The sequence below is a fragment of the Stenotrophomonas genospecies 5 genome (genome assembly GCF_054473825.1).
Map to the genome: position 1 here is coordinate 115,772 of NZ_JBTMUW010000003.1, position 18,691 is coordinate 134,462.

General features: G+C 67.4%; 17 protein-coding genes. 2 read left to right on the forward strand and 15 right to left on the reverse strand.

The window, feature by feature from the left end:
• Positions 1–450, forward strand: a complete 450-nt coding sequence (locus ACX9OW_RS17600; RefSeq protein ID WP_053516447.1) for a DciA family protein — start codon at positions 1–3, stop codon at positions 448–450.
• Positions 451–731: 281 nt separating this feature from the next.
• On the opposite strand, the gene lpxC is transcribed toward ACX9OW_RS17600, so the two are convergent.
• From lpxC to mraZ, 15 genes are all read right to left on the reverse strand, one after another.
• Positions 732–1,643 (reverse strand): UDP-3-O-acyl-N-acetylglucosamine deacetylase, encoded by a 912-nt coding sequence (lpxC, locus tag ACX9OW_RS17605; RefSeq protein ID WP_053516449.1) that lies wholly within the window; start codon positions 1,641–1,643, stop codon positions 732–734.
• A 188-nt stretch (positions 1,644–1,831) separates the two neighbouring features.
• Positions 1,832–3,067 (reverse strand): cell division protein FtsZ, encoded by a 1,236-nt coding sequence (gene ftsZ / locus ACX9OW_RS17610; protein ID WP_053516450.1) that lies wholly within the window; start codon positions 3,065–3,067, stop codon positions 1,832–1,834.
• Positions 3,068–3,228: 161 nt separating this feature from the next.
• Entirely contained in the window at positions 3,229–4,464 is a 1,236-nt protein-coding gene (ftsA, locus tag ACX9OW_RS17615) for a cell division protein FtsA (protein WP_005408083.1), read from the reverse strand.
• Positions 4,461–5,210: a cell division protein FtsQ/DivIB gene (locus ACX9OW_RS17620; protein WP_053516451.1), complete on the reverse strand. Its 750-nt coding sequence runs from the start codon at positions 5,208–5,210 to the stop codon at positions 4,461–4,463. Before ACX9OW_RS17620 ends, ftsA begins: the two co-directional genes overlap by 4 nt.
• Entirely contained in the window at positions 5,207–6,169 is a 963-nt protein-coding gene (locus tag ACX9OW_RS17625) for a D-alanine--D-alanine ligase (protein WP_053516452.1), read from the reverse strand. The genes ACX9OW_RS17620 and ACX9OW_RS17625 overlap by 4 nt, the downstream gene beginning before the upstream one ends.
• Positions 6,166–7,602, reverse strand: a complete 1,437-nt coding sequence (murC, locus tag ACX9OW_RS17630) for a UDP-N-acetylmuramate--L-alanine ligase (RefSeq protein ID WP_053516454.1) — start codon at positions 7,600–7,602, stop codon at positions 6,166–6,168. Before murC ends, ACX9OW_RS17625 begins: the two co-directional genes overlap by 4 nt.
• Positions 7,603–7,642: 40 nt before the next feature.
• Complete coding sequence (gene murG, locus ACX9OW_RS17635; protein ID WP_065175811.1) at positions 7,643–8,731, reverse strand: undecaprenyldiphospho-muramoylpentapeptide beta-N-acetylglucosaminyltransferase; 1,089 nt, start codon at positions 8,729–8,731, stop codon at positions 7,643–7,645.
• Entirely contained in the window at positions 8,728–10,044 is a 1,317-nt protein-coding gene (gene ftsW, locus ACX9OW_RS17640; protein ID WP_065175812.1) for a putative lipid II flippase FtsW, read from the reverse strand. Before ftsW ends, murG begins: the two co-directional genes overlap by 4 nt.
• A 2-nt stretch (positions 10,045–10,046) precedes the next feature.
• Positions 10,047–11,132, reverse strand: a complete 1,086-nt coding sequence (gene mraY, locus ACX9OW_RS17645; RefSeq protein WP_053516457.1) for a phospho-N-acetylmuramoyl-pentapeptide-transferase — start codon at positions 11,130–11,132, stop codon at positions 10,047–10,049.
• A complete protein-coding gene (locus tag ACX9OW_RS17650) occupies positions 11,122–12,516 on the reverse strand; it encodes a UDP-N-acetylmuramoyl-tripeptide--D-alanyl-D-alanine ligase (RefSeq protein ID WP_193396214.1) in 1,395 nt (464 codons plus the stop codon). Before ACX9OW_RS17650 ends, mraY begins: the two co-directional genes overlap by 11 nt.
• On the reverse strand, positions 12,513–14,012 hold the full coding sequence (locus ACX9OW_RS17655) for a UDP-N-acetylmuramoyl-L-alanyl-D-glutamate--2,6-diaminopimelate ligase (protein ID WP_459062626.1): 1,500 nt from the start codon (positions 14,010–14,012) through the stop codon (positions 12,513–12,515). Before ACX9OW_RS17655 ends, ACX9OW_RS17650 begins: the two co-directional genes overlap by 4 nt.
• Positions 14,009–15,853 (reverse strand): peptidoglycan D,D-transpeptidase FtsI family protein, encoded by a 1,845-nt coding sequence (locus ACX9OW_RS17660; RefSeq protein WP_459062627.1) that lies wholly within the window; start codon positions 15,851–15,853, stop codon positions 14,009–14,011. Before ACX9OW_RS17660 ends, ACX9OW_RS17655 begins: the two co-directional genes overlap by 4 nt.
• Positions 15,850–16,113 carry a cell division protein FtsL gene (ftsL, locus tag ACX9OW_RS17665; RefSeq protein ID WP_053516463.1) on the reverse strand — a complete coding sequence of 88 codons (264 nt, stop codon included), beginning with the start codon at positions 16,111–16,113 and terminating at the stop codon, positions 15,850–15,852. The genes ACX9OW_RS17660 and ftsL overlap by 4 nt, the downstream gene beginning before the upstream one ends.
• A complete protein-coding gene (gene rsmH / locus ACX9OW_RS17670) occupies positions 16,110–17,078 on the reverse strand; it encodes a 16S rRNA (cytosine(1402)-N(4))-methyltransferase RsmH (protein ID WP_053516464.1) in 969 nt (322 codons plus the stop codon). The genes ftsL and rsmH overlap by 4 nt, the downstream gene beginning before the upstream one ends.
• A gap of 14 nt (positions 17,079–17,092) precedes the next feature.
• Entirely contained in the window at positions 17,093–17,539 is a 447-nt protein-coding gene (mraZ, locus tag ACX9OW_RS17675) for a division/cell wall cluster transcriptional repressor MraZ (protein WP_004143635.1), read from the reverse strand.
• A gap of 324 nt (positions 17,540–17,863) precedes the next feature.
• Here mraZ and ACX9OW_RS17680 point away from each other — a divergent pair, with 324 nt between their 5' ends.
• Complete coding sequence (locus tag ACX9OW_RS17680) at positions 17,864–18,652, forward strand: NRDE family protein (protein ID WP_283219231.1); 789 nt, start codon at positions 17,864–17,866, stop codon at positions 18,650–18,652.
• The last annotated feature ends 39 nt before the right edge of the window (positions 18,653–18,691 follow it).

An 18,691-nucleotide genomic window follows, 5' to 3' on the forward strand; every position in this document is an offset into this window, starting at 1 on the left:
ATGTCTGAGCCGAAATCCAGCGTTCGCCCCGCTTCCGTGCCGAAACCGGCACTGGATGCGGTAATGGCGGACAAAAGCGGGAACCCGCTGCGGCGTGCCTTGTGGCTCGACGCGCTGGACCGTCAGTTGCGCCCCCAGTTGCCGCCACCTCTGCGCAGCCGTTGCCGGCTGGCCAATGTGGACGGGGAACACCTCGTTTTTCTCGTCGAGTCCCCGGTCTGGCATGCCAAGTTCCGGCTTGCCGAGGCCCAGCTTCTCGACGCGGCCCGGTCCATCGGGCTGAAGGCCACCAGGGTGACCATCAAGACTGCGTCCACCACTCCCTCACGCTCCCCAGCGATCGACAACCGGAATGGCCCCCACGCAGTTTCAGCCGCCACGCACAAAGGGCTACGCGACGCCTTGGCAGCCCTGCAGGATGTTCCTTCGAAGCCGAAGAAGCGGTCCTGAGGACAACGGAGCCTCCTGCTCCGCTCCCCGTCGCGCGTGTCACCGCAGCGTGAAACATTTCGGGGGCCGGGTCGCATCCTAGCGGTCCCCGGTGGACCTGTCGTTAGATTGTTGTTAAAACAACGTTAAATTCAGGCTTCCGATCCAACAGGTTCACGAAACCGTGACGACAGACCGACAGTCGCGTCACCTGCTGCGTCGTATCCATCGCAGCCTCCAGAAATGCGGACGCCGCCCTGAGAGGCGGCGTTTTTTCCTTTCAATTCAAAACGTTATGTGGATCAGGCGTAGGCCGGGGTGGCGTACTCGACCGGATCCGGTACCGCCGGCGAGTCATAGCTGACCCACTCCCACGCGCTGGCATCGGCCATCAGCGCGCGCACCAGCTTGTTGTTGAGCGCGTGACCGGACTTGAAGCCCTCGTAGGCGCCCAGCACCTGGCCACCGGCGAGGTAGAGGTCGCCGATCGCATCAAGAATCTTGTGGCGCACGAATTCGTCGGCGTAGCGCAGCCCGTCTTCGTTGAGCACGCGGAACTCGTCAAGCACGATGGCGTTGTCCATCGACCCGCCCAGGCCCAGATTGCGTTCACGCATGTACTCCAGGTCGCGCATGAAGCCGAAGGTGCGCGCGCGGGAGATTTCCTTGGTGTACGCCAGCGTGGAGAATTCGATTTCCTGGCGTGACTGCTTGGCCGGGATCATCGGGTGGTCGAACTGGATGGTGAAGCCCAGCTTGTACCCCTCGTAGGGCGTGAAGCGGGCCACCTTGTCACCCTCGGTCACTTCCACGGTCTTGAGCACGCGGATGAAGCGCTTGGGCGCATCCTGTTCCACGATGCCTGCCGACTGCAGCAGGAACACGAACGGGCCGGCCGAACCGTCCATGATCGGCAGCTCGGCCGAGGACAGCTCGACGATGATGTTGTCCACACCCAGGCCGGCCAGAGCCGACATCAGGTGTTCAACGGTCTGGACCTTGGCGTCGTTGCAGGTCAGGCCGGTGCACAGTGTCACTTCGGTGACCAGCTCCGCCTTGGCCGGCACTTCCACCACCGGATCCAGATCCACGCGGCGGAACACGATGCCGTGGTTGACCGGTGCCGGGCGCAGGGTCATGTAGACCTTGTCACCGCTGTGCAGGCCAACGCCGGTGGCGCGGATCGTGTTCTTGAGGGTGCGTTGCTGGATCATGGGGGCAGACCGGAAGTGACACCTTAGATTAACACGCGCACTCCCCTACCCCGGCTGAAACGGCGGCAGGACACACCGGCGCGCGGGTGGGACACGCGTGAAGGGCCGCCGGGCCTATCCTGGCCCGGCGCCCGCACTTCAGGACATGGTGGCGCGACCCGGGGAGGACAAGCCCCGGGCAGCTCCGCTCAGTCCGCCTGGCGGCGCAGGAACGCCGGGATGTCCAGGTAATCGTTCGGCAGTTCCGCCGCCGCCGGGGCCGAAGAGGCCGGGGCCGACGCGGTGGAGGCTGCCGCGGTATCGCTGCTGGCACGACGCAGGCCCAGGCCCATGCCGCCCACGGCCTTGGAGACCGCATCGCCACCCGTGTCGAACTCGCCGAACTCCGGCTGGCCGGTGGTGGCATTGCGCACCAGCTTGATCGGCGCACGCTCGCCCGGACGCTGGCTCTTGCTGGCCGACACGCGGTTCAGGCCGGTAGCGACCACCGTCACGCGCACTTCGTCCTGCATGTCCGGATCCAGCACGGTACCGACCACCACGGTGGCATCTTCGGACGCGAAGCCATCGATGGTGCGGCCGATCTCGTCGAACTCGGCCATGGTGAAGTCGGCGCCGGCGGTGATGTTGACCAGGATGCCGTTGGCACCGGCCAGGTTCACATCGTCCAGCAGCGGGTTCTGGATCGCCGCTTCGGCGGCAGCCTGGGCACGGTCATCGCCACGGGCGGTGCCGGTACCCATCATCGCCAGGCCCATTTCGGACATGACGGTGCGCACGTCGGCGAAGTCGACGTTGATCAGGCCCGGACGCACGATCAGGTCAGCAATGCCCTGCACGGCGCCCTGCAGCACGTCATTGGCGGCACGGAACGCCTGGATCATGGTGGCGTTGCGGCCCAGCACGGTGATCAGCTTCTCGTTCGGAATCGTGATCAGCGAGTCGCAGTGCTGGCTCAGTTCCTCGATGCCCTTCAGCGCAACCTGCATGCGGCGACGGCCTTCGAACGGGAACGGCTTGGTGACCACGGCCACGGTCAGGATGCCCATTTCCTTGGCCAGCTGCGCCACCACCGGCGCCGCACCGGTGCCGGTGCCGCCGCCCATGCCGGCGGTGATGAACACCATGTCGGCGCCCTGCAGGGCGTCCATGATGCGCTCACGGTCTTCCAGGGCGGCCTGGCGGCCCACTTCCGGGTTCGCGCCTGCGCCCAGGCCCTTGGTCACGTTGGTGCCCAGCTGCAGCTGCAGCTTCGCACCGCAATTCTTGATGGCCTGCGAGTCGGTGTTGGCGGTGATGAACTCCACGCCGTCCACCGCCGAGTTGACCATGTGCGCCACGGCATTGCCGCCGCCGCCGCCCACGCCAACCACCTTGATCACCGCATTGGGTGCCATCTTTTCGATCAGTTCAAAATGCGCCATGTCCGTGTCCTCGTTGTATCCGCTTTCGATGGCATGGGCATTCGGGCGTCCTGCCGTCCTGCTGCATGCCGCCGTTGCGGCTGTGTGGGTTGTGTGTTGCCGGTGTTGCGTTGTGTTGCGGGTGTTGCATCCGGGCGATGCCCGGCGTTACGGGTTCCGCGTCAGAACTCGCCGCGGAACCAGGTCTTGAGTTTCTTGAACATGCTGCCGGCGCGCCCGGTCGGCAGCGATGGCCGGCGCGGATGCTCGATCTGGCTGCCCATCAGCAGCAGGCCCACGCCGGTGGCGTGCACCGGGTTGCCGACCACTTCGCCCAGGCCGGTGACGTGCTGCGGAATGCCCACGCGCACCGGCATCTGCAGCATCTCTTCAGCCAGCTCGACCACGCCTTCCATCTTCGATGCACCGCCGGTGAGCACCATGCCCGCGCGCACCAGCTCTTCGAAGCCGGAGCGACGCAGTTCGGCCTGCACCATCTCGAAGATTTCCTCGTAGCGGCCCTGCACTGCCTGCGCCAGCGAATGGCGCGGCATGCGCCGCGGCGGGCGATCACCCACCGACGGCACCTGGATGCTCTCCTCGGCAGTGGCCAGCTGGGCCAGGGCGCAGGCGTAGCGCACCTTGATCTGCTCGGCTTCCGGGGTCGGCGTGCGCAGCATGTGCGCGATGTCGTTGGTGACGTGGTCGCCGGCAATCGGCAGCGATGCGGTGTGGCAGATCGCGCCCTGCACGAACACCGCGATGTCGGTGGTGCCTGCGCCCATGTCGACCAGCACCACGCCCAGCTCGCGTTCGTCGGCGGTCAGCACCGCCACGCTGGAGGCCAGCGAGGAAAGCACCAGATCATCCACCTGCAGGCCGCAGCGCTGCACGCACTTGCTGATGTTGGCGGCGGCGGACTGCGCGCACACCACCAGGTGTGCATGCACTTCCAGGCGCACACCGGTCATGCCCACCGGGTTGCGGATACCTTCCTGCGAATCATCCAGCACGTACTCGCGCGGGATCGCATGCAGGATCTTCTGGTCGGCCGGAATCGCCACCGCCTTGGCAGCGTCGAGCACGCGGTCCAGGTCGCCCCAGGTCACCTCGCCATCGCGGATCGGCACGATTCCCGGCGAGTTCTTGCACTGCACGTGGTTGCCGGAGATCGAGGCGTAGACCGAACGGATCTCGCAGCCGGCCATCAGCTCGGCCTCTTCGACCGCACGCTGGATCGACTGCACGGTCGATTCGATGTCCACCACCACGCCGCGCTTGAGGCCGCGCGACTCGTGCGATCCGATGCCGATCACTTCGATCGGATTGCCCGGCGAATACTCGCCCACCAGCGCCACCACCTTGGAGGTGCCGATATCCAGGCCGACGATCAGCGATTTGTCACCCTTGCGATTCATGTCCTTTCCTGCGTCCTTCTTGCCGGGGTCGCCGGCGCGTCAGCCGGCGCGGCCGGGGTGCCCCAGCTCAGCGTGAAACCATTGGTGTAACGGAGATCGGCGCGCTCGATCGGCGCAGCCTGGTTGGCCAGTTGTGGCAGCACGCGCACGAAGCGCTGCAGGCGCGAACGGGCGTCATCGCGTCCTACCACCACTTCGGTGCCGTTGCTCAGCACCAGCGACCAGCTGCCGCGCGCATCCATGGTCAGGCGGCGCACGTCGACGCCGGCAGGCGCGAACAGCGCGCGTGAATCGTTGTACAGCTTGACCACTTCCTCGGTCTGGCTGTCGGGGCCATCCAGCTCGGGCAGCTGCAGGTCGGCCAGCTTCTTCGGCGTGGGGAACAGCTTGCCCTGCTCGGACAGCAGGCGACCCTCGCCCCAGCGGGCGAAAGGCTTGTGCTCGACCAGGGTCACTTCCAGCACGTCAGGCCACTGCTTGCGCACCTGCGCGCTTTCCACCCACGGCAGCTTCTCCAGTGCGTCCTGCGCATCCTGCAGCTTGACCGCGAAGAACCCGGCACGCGCATACGGCAACAGCACCTGCTGCAGCTGCTCGGCCGGCACGCGCTTGAACTCACCGTGCACGCGCAGCTTCGCCAGCGGCCAGCGCTCGGCGCCGACCCAGCCATTGACCACGGCCACCACCGGCAGTGCCACCACCGACAGCGCCAGAAGCCAGACGAAGATGCGCAGCACCGCGTTCATGCGTGGCCAGCCTCCAGGGTCTGTTCAAGCACGCGCCACACCAGCTCCTCGAAGCCGATGCCGGCCTGGCGGGCCGCCTTGGGCACCAGCGAGTGGCTGGTCATGCCCGGCGCGGTGTTCACTTCCAGCAGGAAGAAGCGGCCACTGGCCCGGTCACGCATCACGTCCACGCGCCCCCAGCCACGGCAGCCGGCGGCGCGGAACGCGGCCAGCGCGATGCGACGGATCTCGTCCTCGGCCTCGCCGTCCAGGCCCGGGCACAGGTACTGGGTATCTTCTGCGATGTACTTGGCGTTGTAGTCGTACCACTGGCCCTTGGGCACGATGCGGATCGACGGCAGTGCGACGTCGCCAAGGATGGCGACGGTCAGCTCGTCGCCGACCACCATCTGCTCCATCAGCAGCTGGCCGTCGTAGCGCGCGGCCAACGCCACCGCCTCGTCCAGGCCTGCTTCGTCGGTCACACGGCTGATGCCCACGCTCGAGCCTTCGTTGGCCGGCTTGACCACCACCGGCAGGCCCAGCTCGCGCGCCTGTGCGTGGACGGTCTCGGCAGTGACCTTCCGGTACTGCGGGGTGGGTAAACCGACCGAGAGCCACACCTGCTTGGTGCGGATCTTGTCCATGCTCAATGCCGAACCCAGCACGTCCGAGCCGGTGTACGGCACGCCGAAGGCGTCCATCAGGCCCTGCACGATGCCATCCTCTCCGCCACCGTTGTGGCCGTGCAGGATGTTGAACACGCGATCGATGCCGCCGCCGGCCAATGCCCGGGCCAGGGCCGGAATGCCGTCCACGGCGAACGCATTGACGCCGCGCGACTGCAGCGCCTCCAGCACGTTGCGGCCGGAGTCCAGCGACACCTCGCGCTCGCTGGAGGTGCCGCCGAGCAGCACGGCGACGCGGCCGAACACGGCCGGGTCGGTACTGCGCAGCGGCGGGAAGGTCAGCGTGCTCACGCCTCGCCCTCCGCCTTGAAGCCTTCCACTGCGATGTGGGTGGCGACGGCGCCGATATCGCCGGCCCCCATCATCAGCAGCAGGTCACCATCCTGCAGCACGTCCGGCAGCACGCTCGCCAGCTCGGCGGCCTTGCCCACCACCACCGGCTCGCTGCGGCCGCGGGCGCGGATGGCGCGTGCCAGCGCATGCGAATCGGCACCTGCGATCGGCTCCTCGCCGGCCGGGTAGACCTCGCTCAGCACCAGCGCGTCGACGCTGGACAGCACTGCAGCGAACTTGTCGAACTGGTCGCGGGTGCGGCTGTAGCGGTGGGGCTGGAACGCGACCACCAGGCGCTTGTCGGCCCAGCCGCCGCGGGCAGCGGCGAACACCGCCTCCAGTTCGCTCGGGTGATGACCGTAATCATCGATGATCCGCACCCTGGCACCGCTGGCGGTGGTGACTTCGCCCAGGTCGTTGAAGCGACGGCCGACGCCGGCGAAGGCCTCCAGCGCACGGGCAATTGCATCCGGTGCCACGCCCAGCTGCCAACCGACCGCAGCGGCGGCCAGCGCGTTGAGCACGTTGTGTCGGCCCGGCAGTGCCAGCACCACTTCCTGGCTGGTGCCCTGCGGCAGGCGCAGGGTGAAGCGCATGCGCGAGCCCTCCTGCACCACGTTCTCGGCGCGCACGTCGGCCTGCGGGCTCATGCCGTAGCTCATGACGTGGCGCGGCGTCCTGGCGGCCAGTGCAGCCACTTCCGGATCGTCGATGCACAGCACCGCCAGCCCGTAGAACGGAAGGCGCTGCAGGAATTCGGCGAATGCGGCCTGCACCCGGGCGAAGTCGTTGCCGTAGTTCTCCAGGTGGTCCGCATCGATGTTGGTGATGATCGACATCAGCGGATTCAGGCGCAGGAAGCTGCCATCGCTCTCATCGGCCTCTGCCACCAGCCACTGCCCACCGCCCAGCTTGGCATTGGCGCCGGCGGCCAGCAGCTGGCCACCGATCACGAAGGTCGGGTCCAGGCCGCCCTCGCTCAGCACCGCTGCCGTCAGGCTGGTGGTGGTGGTCTTGCCATGGGTGCCGGCCACGGCGATGCCACGCCGGAAGCGCATCAGCTCGGCCAGCATCGCCGCACGCGGCATGATCGGAATGCGCTGGCTGCGCGCCTCCATCAGCTCCGGGTTGTCTTCGCGGATCGCGCTGGACACCACCACGCAGTCGGTGCCCAGCACATTGGCCGCCGAATGGCCACGCATGATGCGTGCGCCCAGGCCGGCCAGGCGGCGGGTGGCCGCATTGTCGGCATTGTCCGAACCGGACACTTCATAACCCAGCGTCAGCATCACTTCGGCGATGCCGCTCATGCCGGTGCCGCCGATGCCGACGAAGTGCACGCGCGGGAAGGCGCGCACCAGGTCGTTGGTGTCGTGCAGGCGACGGATCATGCGCGGCCTCGCGCAGGGCAGGCGCGCTGGCATGCCTTCTTCATACAGCTTCCTCGAGAATGATATCGGCGATGCGCTCGGCGGCATCGACCTTGGCCAGGGCACGCGCGGCTTGCGCCATCTGCATGCGGCGGCCGGGATTTTCGGACAGATCGCGCAGCAGTGCGGCAATGCCGTCTGCCAGCGTTCCGTCCTGCTTCAGCAAAACCGCCGCGCCGCGCTCGACCAGATACTCCGCGTTGCGGGTCTGGTGATCGTCGACGGCGGCGGGGAATGGCACCAGCACGCTGCCGACACCGACCGCGCACAGCTCGGCCAGGGTGGATGCCCCGGCACGGCACACGACAAGGTCGGCCCACGCGAATGCCTCGGCCATGTCCGCGATGAACGGCGTGATCTGCGCCTGCACGCCCGCCTTGGCATAGGCCTCGACCGCTTCGGCGTGCAGCTTCTCGCCGCTCTGATGGCGCACCTGCACCGGCACTTCCGCACCGAGCGCTGCGATGGCCTGCGGCACGCCGCTGTTGAGTGCGCGCGCACCCTGGCTGCCACCCACCACCAGCACGCGCAACGGACCGTGGCGATCGGCGAAACGCTGTTCCGGCGGCGCGATCGCGGCGATCTCCGCGCGCACTGGATTGCCCACCGCTTCTTCACCCTTGGCGAAGGTGCCCGGGAACCCGGTCAGCAGGCGGCGCGAGTAGCGCGACAGGATGCGGTTGGTCATGCCGGGTGCGCGGTTCTGCTCGTGCACCAGCAGTGGCAGCCCATGCAGGCGGGTGGCCATGCCACCGGGTCCCGAGGCGAATCCGCCGAAGGCAATCACCGCACGCGGCTGGCGACGGCGGATGATCATGCCGGCCGCACGCAACGCGCGCATCAGCCGCCACGGTGCGCCCAGCAGTGCCAGCTTGCCCTTGCCACGCAGGCCGGTGATGGACAGCGTGTCGATCGGAATGTCGTGCTGCGGCACCAACCGGGTTTCCATCGCGCCTTCGGCGCCCATCCAGGTGACCGGCACGCCACGCTCGCGCAGCACGCGGGCCACGGCCAGCCCCGGGAAGATATGCCCGCCGGTACCACCGGCCAGGATCATCACCGGGCGCACATTGTGGTCGGCGGCGCTCATCCGAGCCTCCCGAAAGTCGGTTCGACGCGGGACTGCAGGCGGCTGGTGCCACGCACGGCAGGGCCCGCGCCGGCAGGCGCGTCCGCGCCCATCGGCAGCGACCCCGCGGACGGGGCGGACGGCTCTTCGGCCGGTGCGGTGGCAGCATCGTCGCCGCCGCCGATGCGCACGGCCTGGCGGCGCTCGGCACGCTTCAGCTCGTAGGACACGCGCAGCAGCAGGCCCATCGCCACGCAGGTCATCAGGACCGACGAACCGCCCGAGGAGATCAGCGGCAGGGTCAGGCCCTTGGTCGGCAGGATGCCCAGGTTCACGCCGATCGAAACGAAGGTCTGCATGCTGATCCACAGGCCGATGCCGAAGGCGATGTAGCCGGAGAAGTGGCGCTTCATTTCCACGCAGCGCATGCCCAGCCAGAAGGTGCGGCCGACCAGCAGCGCGAACAGGGCGATGATGACGCAGGTGCCCATGAAGCCGAATTCCTCGGCGGTCACCGAGAAGATGAAGTCGGTATGTGCTTCGGGCAGGTAGTACAGCTTCTGTACCGAATTGCCGAGGCCGACGCCGGTCCACTCGCCGCGCCCCACCGCCATCAGCGCGTTGGACAGCTGGTAGCCGTCGCCCTGCTGGTCGGCCCACGGGTCCAGGAACGAGGTGATGCGGCGCATGCGGTACGGCTCGATGATCGCCAGCGCGCTCATGCCGACCAGGCCGATGATCACCGGCATCGACATGCGCGGCATGTTGACTCCGCCCAGCACCAGCATGCCGGCCGTGATCGCCAGCAGCAGGGTCGACGAACCGAAGTCGGGCTGCAGCAGCAGCAGCACCACCAGCGCACCGGCCACGCCCAGCGGCTTGAGCATCGCCGGCCAGGTCGCGTTGACCTCGTCGCGGAAGCGCACCAGGTAGCTGGACAGCCAGACGATGTACAGCACCTTCACCGCTTCCACGGTCTGGAACTTGGAGACCCCCAGGTTGATCCAGCGGCGGGCACCATTGACGCTGCTGCCCAGACCGGGAATGAACACCACCAGCAGCAGTGCGAAGCAGCCCAGCAGCAGCACCTGGTTGTACTGCTCGATGGACTTCAGCTCGGTACGCGCGGCAATGGCCGCCAGCACGATGCCGATCGCCAGGAACACCAGGTGGCGGTTGAGGTAGTAGAACGGGCTGCTCATCAACGCGATCGAGCTCGACGCCACCATCACCACGCCCAGCCCGGTGAGCGCGAGCATCGCACCCAGCAGCCACTTGTCGTAGCTGCCTTCGATGGCTTCGAGGCGTGTTGCCTGGCGGGACAGGTCGTTCATCGTCAGCGCACCTTCAACGTGGCCAGGCCGATCAGCACGAGCACGACGGAGATGATCCAGAAGCGCACGATCACGCGCGGCTCCGGCCAGCCCTTCAGTTCGAAATGGTGGTGGATCGGCGCCATGCGGAACACGCGCTTGCCGGTCAGCTTGAACGAGGCGACCTGGATCATCACCGACAGGGTCTCGATGACGAATACGCCGCCCATGATCACCAGCACCAGTTCCTGGCGGGTGATCACCGCGATCGTGCCCAGCACCGCGCCCAGCGCCAGCGCGCCGATGTCGCCCATGAAGACCATCGCCGGATAGGTGTTGAACCACAGGAAGCCCAGCCCGGCGCCCGCGATGGCGGCGCAGATGATGACCAGCTCACCGGCACCGGGAATCTGCGGGATCTGCAGGTAGTTGGCGAACACCACGTTGCCGGAGGCGTAGGCGAACACGCCCAGCGCGCAGGCGACCAGCACGGTGGGCATGATCGCCAGGCCGTCCAGGCCATCGGTCAGGTTGACCGCGTTGGAGAAGCCGACGATCCAGAAGTAGGCGATGGTCACGAAGCCGATGCCGGCCAGCGGCAGCGCCACCGACTTGAACATCGGAATGTAGAAGGTCAGTGCGGCAGGCACATCGGCGGTATAGAACAGGAACAGGCCGGCGGCCAGTCCGAAGATCGACTGCAGCAGGTACTTCCAGCGCGACTTCAGGCCGTTCGGGTCGCGGCGGACGATCTTGATCCAGTCGTCGTACCAGCCGATCGCGCCGAAGCACAGCATCACGGCCAGCACCAGCCAGACGTAGCGGTTGCGGAGGTCGGCCCACATCAGCACCGACAGGGTGACGGTCAGCAGGATCAGCGAACCGCCCATGGTCGGCGTGCCGGCCTTGGAGAAATGGGTCTGCGGGCCGTCCTTGCGGATCGGCTGGCCGCCCTTGAACTGGGCAAGCTTGCGGATCATCGCCGGGCCGAGCCACAGCGACAGGAACAGGGCCGTCAACGCGGCAAGGATGGCGCGGAACGTCTGGTAGTTGAACAGCCCGAACAGGCTCTCCAACTGCTGCAACCATCGAGCCAGTTCATACAACATGCGGGGATTCCTCTCCTTGCGCCAGCAGCGCTTTGACGATCGTGTCCATGGCGCTGCCACGGGAACCCTTGACCAGGCAGCGCACGCCGGCGTGCAGCTCGTCCTTCAACGCCTGCGACAGCGCGTCATGGGTGGCGAATTGGCGGCCGCCTTCGCCGAACGCGGCGGCGGCGGCGGCACTGAGCGGACCGAGCGCGTACAGGCGCTTCAGGCCTGCGGCGCGCGCGCGGACGCCGGCCTGCGCGTGCAGCGACTGCGCATCCGGGCCAAGCTCACGCATGTCACCCAGTACCAGCCAGCCCTCTTCCGGGGCGGCCGCCAGCGCATCGATGGCGGCGGCCAGCGAACCGGGATTGGCGTTGTAGCTGTCGTCCACCAGCACCGCACCATTGCGCAGCTGGTGGGCGATCTGGCGTCCGGGCACCGGCTGTGCGTCGGCCAGGCCGGCGGCGACCCATGCCAGGTCGATGCCGGCGGCCAGCGCCAGGCTGGCGGCAGCAAGCGCGTTGCTGACGTTGTGGCGGCCCGGCAGGCCCAGCACCACGCGTGCTTCGCCCATCGGCGAGACCAGCGTGAACTGGCTGCCCTGCGCACCGGCGCGGATGTCACGCGCGGTGATGTCGGCAGTGTGTTCCAGGCCGTAACGCAGCACGCGGCAGCGCGGCGGAACGCCGACGAAGTGCTGCTCGAACCAGCGTCCGTAGGCATCATCGGCATTGATCACCGCCACGCCGTCGGCCGGCAGTGCGGCGTAGATGGCGCCTTTGGTGGTGGCCACGCCGAGCAGACTGCCCATCCGCTCGAGATGCGCAGGCGCGATGTTGTTGACCAGCGCATAGCGCGGGCGGGCGATATCGGTCAGGTAGGCGATGTCGCCCGGCTTGCCGGCGCCCATCTCGTAGACGGCGTAGTCGGCATCTTCCGGCGCATCGATCACCGCGAGTGGCAGGCCGATCTCGTTGTTGCGGTTGCCCGGGTTGGCATAGACCACCTTGTGCGCGTGCTGTGCCACCTGGTGCAGGATGGCCAGCAGCAGGCTCTTCACGCTGGTCTTGCCGTTGCTGCCGGTGATCGCGAAGACCTCGGTGCTGCGGTCGCGCTGCATGCCCGTGGCGATCTTCGCCAGCGCCAGTTCGCTGTCGGCGACCAGCACCTGCGGCAGCTCGACCGGCAGCAGGCGCTCGACCAGCAGCGCGCTGGCGCCACGGGCCTGCGCGTCGGCGGCGAAGTCATGGCCATCGAAGCGCTCGCCACGCAGGGCCACGTACAGGCTGCCCGGGCCAAGACTGCGGGTATCGTTGCTGATGGCATCGATGGCGACATCGTCGCCGTGGATCTCGCCGCCGGCCCAGTGCGCGATCAGCGACAGCAGGGTGCGCTTCATCGTGCACCCTCCGCCGCCAACACACCGGCCTTGGCAGCCAGTGCAGCGGCCGCCACTTCGGTGTCGTCGAAGTCGTGGCGTACGCCCTTGATCTCCTGGTAGGGCTCATGGCCCTTGCCGGCGATCAGGATGATGTCGCCGGCACCGGCGCGCTTCACGGCCAGGCCGATCGCGCGCGCACGGTTGCGCTGCACCGTCACCGCGCCGGCATCGGTAAATCCTGCAAGGATGTCGGCGACGATGCGGTCACCGTCCTCGCCACGCGGGTTGTCATCGGTCACGATGACCTGGTTGGCCAGCCGCTCGGCAATGGCCGCCATCTGCGGGCGCTTGCCGGTGTCACGTTCACCGCCGCAGCCGAACACACAGTACAGCGTGCCCTGCAGATGCCCGTGCAGGCTGTCCAGTGCCTGTTCCAGTGCATCCGGCGTGTGCGCGTAGTCGATGACCACGGTCGGCAGGCCCTGCTCGCCGCCAAGGCGGTTCATGCGGCCGCGGATCGGCTGCAGCGCCGACAGTACCTCGGCGATACGCGGCAGTGACTGGCCCTGTGCGTGCAGGGTGCCGGCCACGGCCAGCAGGTTGTCGACGTTGAAGCGGCCCAGCAGCGGCGATCGGACAGCTGCGCGCTGTCCTTCGATCACCAGGTCGAAGGCGATGCCACGGCCATCAAGCTGCAGCGCGTCGGCGAGCACGACGGCGCCGTCGGTATCGCGCGAGCTCAGGCCGATCGGCAGCACGCCGGCCGGCAGGTCGGCGAACAGCTGGCGACCGAACGCGTCGTCGAGGTTGATCACCGCGGCCTTCAGGCCAGGACGATGGAACAGGCGGGCCTTGGCCGCGCCGTAGCTGGCCATGTCGCCGTGGTAATCGAGATGGTCGCGGGTGAGGTTGGTGAACACGGCCACGTCGTAATGCACGGCATCGACGCGGCCCTGGTCCAGCGCATGTGAACTGACTTCCATCGCCACCGCACGCGCACCCTGGTCGCGCAGCTGCGCCAGCAGGGCATGCATCTGCAGCACCAGCGGCGTGGTGAAACCGGTCGGCTCGACCGCGCCGTAAAGTCCGGCACCCAGCGTGCCGATACTGCCACTGGGCGTTCCCAGCAGATGCCAGGCCTGGGCCAGCAGCTGCACGGTGGACGTTTTGCCGTTGGTACCGGTGACACCCACCATCGCCATTGCCCGCGACGGTGCACCGTGGAACTGGTCAGCCATTGCGCCCATGCGTGCGCGCAGGCCCGGCACCGCGATGGCATCGGCCGGTGCGGGCAGATCGTCCGGTGCCGGTGGCTCGAACAGGATCGCGCCGGCGCCCGCCGCGCGCGCCTGATCGACGAAGCCCAGGCCATGTGCGCCGAAGCCGGCGATGGCCACGAAGGCATTGCCGGGGCGTACGGCACGGCTGTCCAGCACCAGGCCGGTCAGAACGGGATCATGGCCCGCCAGGGCCACGTCCGGAAGCAACTGCGAAAGCAACATCGAAGGGCTCATTGCGTGCCTCCCGTGGCGGGCGGCGTCTGGACCTGCGCGCTGGGCAGCGCGGCATCGAATTCGGCGGCGGCATCAACCGGCAACGCGGTCTCGGCCGGCGGGGCCGGCAGGATCGAGGCCGAGTGCCCCATCTTTCCGGACTGCTGCGCGGCCAGCCACGACTGCAGGTCGTCCAGCGGCACATCCATCAGGCGCAGAGTGCCTTCCATCACGTTGTGATAGACCGGCGCCGACACCAGGCCGCCGTAGAACTTGCCGGCCTGCGGATCATTGATGACGATGACAGTGGCGAAGCGCGGGTTGGTGGCGGGCACCACGCCGGCGAACAGCGCGTTGTAGTGACCGCGCTCGTAGCCGCCGGGGCCGGCCTTGCGCGCAGTACCGGTCTTGCCGGCGACGTGGTAGCCCAGGACCGCCGCCTGCTTGGCGCCGCCCTGGGTGACCACCGTTTCCATCATCGCCACCACCTGCCTGGCGACGTTCTCGTCGATGATCTGATGTGCTTCGTTGCGCTGGCCCTTGACGAAGGTCGGCGCGATCAACTTGCCGCCATTGGCCAGCGCCGAGTAGGCGGTGGCGATCTGCAGCGGCGTCACGTTCAGGCCGTAGCCGTAGGACATGGTGGTCTTGGTGGCACCGTCCCAGTTGGCCGGGCGTCGCACCACGCCACCGGATTCACCTGGGAAGCCGCTGTGCGGTACCGAACCGTAACCGAAGCGGCGCACGCCGTCGTAGAACACCTGGTCCGACATCTTCGCCGCGACCTTGGCCGCGCCGATGTTGGAACTGCGGGTGATCACGCCGGTCACGTTCAGCACGCCGTTGTTGCGCGGCACGTCGCGGATGGTGAAGCGGGCCACCTGCATGTAACCCGGGTTGGTATCGATGATGGTGTCCTTGGTCACCGCACCGGCCTGCAGCGCGGTGGCGATGGTCAGCGGCTTCATCGTCGAACCCGGCTCGACCAGGTCGGTCACCGCGCGGTTGCGGCGGGTGTCCGGAGCCGCACCCCCCACCGAATTCGGGTTGTAGGTCGGCAGGTTGACCATGGCCAGGATCTCGCCGGTGGTCACGTCCATGATGACCATCGAACCGCCGGCCGCCTTGTTGGCCACCAGCGCATTGCGCAGTTCCTTGAAGGCCAGGTACTGGATGCGGCGATCGATGCTGAGGGTCAGGTCCTTGCCCGGTTCGGCGGCACGCAGCAGATCGCTCTCGACGGTCTCGCCCTTGCGGTTGCGGATCACCCGCTTCGCGCCCGGCTTGCCGCGCAGCCATTCGTCGAACGCCAGTTCCAGGCCTTCCTGGCCGCGGTCGTCGATGTTGGTGAAACCCAGCACATGCGCCATCGCTTCGCCCTGCGGGTAGAAGCGGCGGAACTCGCGCTGCGCGGCCACGCCTGGAATCTTCAGCGCGACCACCTTTTCTGCCTCGTCCGGATTGATCCGGCGACGCAGGTACATGAATTCCTTGTCCGACTTCTGCGACAGGCGGCTGCTCAGCTCGTCCACCGACATGCCCACGGCCTGCGCCAGTTCCGGAATGCGGTCAGGCGCGCGCAGCAGGTCCTGCGGGTTCACCCAGATCGAGGCCACCGGGGTGGAGACCGCCAGCGGTTCGCCGTTGCGGTCGGTGATCATGCCGCGCGATGTTTTGATCGGCAGCTCGCGCAGGTAGCGGGCCTCGCCCTGGCGCTGGTAGAAATCGCTGTTGATGATCTGCACGTAGGCCGCGCGGCCGACCAGCGACACCGAACACAGGCCGAGCGCCAGCGCCACCCAGCGCAGGCGCTGGCGCAGGTTGAAGGCGTTGCGTGGACGGTTGCGGCCGGTCTTGCTCATGGGCGCACCACCACTACGTCGGCGGCTTCGGGGAACTTCATGCCCAGCTTTTCACGGGCGATGCGGTCGACGCGGTTGGCTTCGGCCAGAGTGGCCTGTTCCAGCTGCAGGCGGCCGAATTCGATGTTCAGGTCATCGCGCGCACGCTCGGCGCGCGACAGCTCGATGAACGTCTGCCGGTGGCGGTGGCGCACGAACACCACGCCGATCGCCGAGGCCACGGTGGAGGCCAGCAGAATGATCAGCAGCAGGCGGCTCATGCGTCGGCCTCCCGCTTCTGGGCCACGCGCAGCACGGCGCTGCGCGCGCGCGGGTTGGCGGCCAGTTCGTCGTCCGTGGCCTTGATGGCCCCGCCGATCAGGTCCAGAGTCGGCACGAACGCGACCGCTTCAGGCAGGCGGCGGTTGGCAGGCGGCGCCTTGGCCAGACGGTTCATGTACTGCTTGACGATACGGTCTTCCAGCGAATGGAAGCTGATGACCGCCAGCCGGCCGCCGGGCTTGAGCCGCTCCACCGCCGCGTCGAGCCCGGCCTCCAGATCGGCCAGCTCGCGGTTGATGTGGATGCGAATGGCCTGGAAACTGCGGGTGGCCGGATGGATCTTGTCCTTGCCACGGGGCATCACCGACGCGATCAGTTCGGCCAGTTCGGCGGTGCGGGAGAACGGCTGCTTCTCGCGGCGGGCAACGATGGCGCGGGCGATGCGCCGGCTCTGCCGCTCTTCGCCGTAGGTCCACAGCACGTCGGCGATCTCGCGCTCTTCGACGCGGTTGATCCACTGCGCGGCACTTTCGCCGCTGTCCGGATCCATGCGCATGTCCAGCGGGCCGTCCTTGCCGAAGCTGAAACCACGTTCGGCCACGTCCAGCTGCGGTGAGGACACGCCGAGATCGAACAGCACGCCATCCAGGCCTTCGGCCGTCTCGTTCCACTGCAGCAGCTGGGCGAAGCTGCCACGGAAAATCGACACGCGCGGGTCCGGCGCGAAGTCGCGCTCGGCCACAGCGATGGCTTCCGGATCCTTGTCCATGACCAGCAGGCGTCCCTCCGGCCCCAACTGGGTGAGCACGCCACGTGCGTGACCGCCACGACCGAACGTGCCATCCAGATAACGTCCGTTTTCGATCACCCTCAGGCCGTCCAGGACCTGGGTGTACAGGACCGGCAGGTGCACCGCCGGCGACTGCGACACCGGAAGGTGACCGGCCTGCGCTTCTGGGCGCATCCGGGCACCCCGGCTCACAACTTCAGGTCGAGCAACCCATCGCCCAGATCCTCGTCAGACAACGTCTGCTGGATCAGGGCACGATGCGCCTGCTCGCTCCACAATTCGAACTTGTCGCCCATACCGAGCAATACCGCCTTCTTTTCTATGCCCACCGCACCGCGGTGGCTGGCGGGAATGCTGATACGACCGTTGCCGTCCAGCTCCAGGTGGGCGGCCGAGCCGACCAGCTTCTGCTGCAACAGGCGCACGACGCGCTGGGTATTGGGCTTGGACATGACATCGTCGCGGACCCGCTCCCATTCGGACTCGGCATACAGCCACAGGCAGCCGGCTTCGAACGGGTTGTAGGTCAACACGAGACGGTTGTTGCTGGCGCGCGCGACGAGGTCGCGGTAAGCGGTGGGAACCGCCATGCGCCCCTTGTCGTCAACTGTGATGGCCGTCTCGCCCTGAAACACGACGCCTGCACCTTGTCCTTCGCCCGGTGAAACATTGAACCACGAAAACCCACAAAACACCCGGATTTCCCTCTGATGCCCACCTTAGCAGCGAGCGAAGGGTTGTCAACAACTTTTCCGCAGGGAAATCGCCAGCCACATCAATGGCTTGCAGCAACCTTTAGAGAATTGTTCAAGGCTTATCCACAAGTTGCTGATCCGTCTCAATTTTTGAGATTGAACGGAAGTTCAGGCCTGTGCAGGGGGCGTGAAACATCGCCCCCGCATTCATCGGGAACTGGCTGAAAGCGGCGCCAGACTGCGCAAACCGGGCACAATGACGTCATGTGCCTGCTTGCTCTTGGCTGGATGCACCATCCGCGCTGGCGGCTGGTGATGACCGGCAACCGTGATGAGTTCCACGCCCGCCCCACTGCGGCGCTGGCCCGCTGGCAGGATGAGACCTCCGTCATCGGCGGGCGCGACCTCCGCTCCGGAGGAGGCTGGGCCGGCGTCGGTGCCAGCGGCCGGATGGCGGTGGTCACCAATGTGCGCGATCCGCTGGCCGCCCAGACCGGTCCCTCGCGTGGCGCGCTGGTGGCCGACTTCCTGCGTGGCCGCGACCCGGCCGCAGTGCATATCGACCGCTTGGCGGCCGTGGCCGGCGCCTACGCCCCGTTCAACCTGCTGCTGGCCGATAGCGACAGCCTGGAGTATCTGGGCAACCACCCTGCCGAACGGCAGCGCCTGGGGCCGGGCGTGCATGGCATGTCCAACGGTGCACTGGATGCCCCCTGGCCGAAGACACAGCGGCTGATGGCGGCGCTGACGGCCTGGCTGGAAGAAGACGGGGTCAGATCTCCTTCGCAAAGCGAAAGGAATCTGACCCCGGACCTGACCCCGCTATGGACCGCGCTGGCCGACGAACACCGGCCTGCCGACAGTGACCTGCCGGACACCGGCATCGGACTGGAACGCGAGCGCTGGTTGAGCCCGGCCTTCATCCGCGGCGACGACTACGGCACCCGTGCCAGCACCGTGCTGCTGATCGATGGTGATGGCCACGGGCAGATCCATGAACGCCGCTTCGGGCCGCAGGGCGTATTCGTCGCCGGAAGCCGCATCGACTTCTGAGCGGCGGGCAGGATGCCGCCGGGCATGGCCTGGCGCTAC

Bases quoted from the DNA above. Each gene is read 5' to 3' on its own strand.
- ftsL (WP_053516463.1), bottom strand. From the start codon at position 16,113: ATGAGCCGCCTGCTGCTGATCATTCTGCTGGCCTCCACCGTGGCCTCG.
- lpxC (WP_053516449.1), bottom strand. From the start codon at position 1,643: ATGATCCAGCAACGCACCCTCAAGAACACGATCCGCGCCACCGGCGTT.
- ftsA (WP_005408083.1), bottom strand. From the start codon at position 4,464: ATGAATCGCAAGGGTGACAAATCGCTGATCGTCGGCCTGGATATCGGC.
- ACX9OW_RS17680 (WP_283219231.1), top strand. From the start codon at position 17,864: ATGTGCCTGCTTGCTCTTGGCTGGATGCACCATCCGCGCTGGCGGCTG.
- ACX9OW_RS17650 (WP_193396214.1), bottom strand. From the start codon at position 12,516: ATGAAGCGCACCCTGCTGTCGCTGATCGCGCACTGGGCCGGCGGCGAG.
- ACX9OW_RS17660 (WP_459062627.1), bottom strand. From the start codon at position 15,853: ATGAGCAAGACCGGCCGCAACCGTCCACGCAACGCCTTCAACCTGCGC.
- ACX9OW_RS17600 (WP_053516447.1), top strand. From the start codon at position 1: ATGTCTGAGCCGAAATCCAGCGTTCGCCCCGCTTCCGTGCCGAAACCG.
- ftsW (WP_065175812.1), bottom strand. From the start codon at position 10,044: ATGAACGACCTGTCCCGCCAGGCAACACGCCTCGAAGCCATCGAAGGC.
- murG (WP_065175811.1), bottom strand. From the start codon at position 8,731: ATGAGCGCCGCCGACCACAATGTGCGCCCGGTGATGATCCTGGCCGGT.
- rsmH (WP_053516464.1), bottom strand. From the start codon at position 17,078: ATGCGCCCAGAAGCGCAGGCCGGTCACCTTCCGGTGTCGCAGTCGCCG.
- ACX9OW_RS17620 (WP_053516451.1), bottom strand. From the start codon at position 5,210: ATGAACGCGGTGCTGCGCATCTTCGTCTGGCTTCTGGCGCTGTCGGTG.
- mraY (WP_053516457.1), bottom strand. From the start codon at position 11,132: ATGTTGTATGAACTGGCTCGATGGTTGCAGCAGTTGGAGAGCCTGTTC.
- ACX9OW_RS17655 (WP_459062626.1), bottom strand. From the start codon at position 14,012: ATGAGCCCTTCGATGTTGCTTTCGCAGTTGCTTCCGGACGTGGCCCTG.
- murC (WP_053516454.1), bottom strand. From the start codon at position 7,602: ATGATCCGTCGCCTGCACGACACCAACGACCTGGTGCGCGCCTTCCCG.
- ftsZ (WP_053516450.1), bottom strand. From the start codon at position 3,067: ATGGCGCATTTTGAACTGATCGAAAAGATGGCACCCAATGCGGTGATC.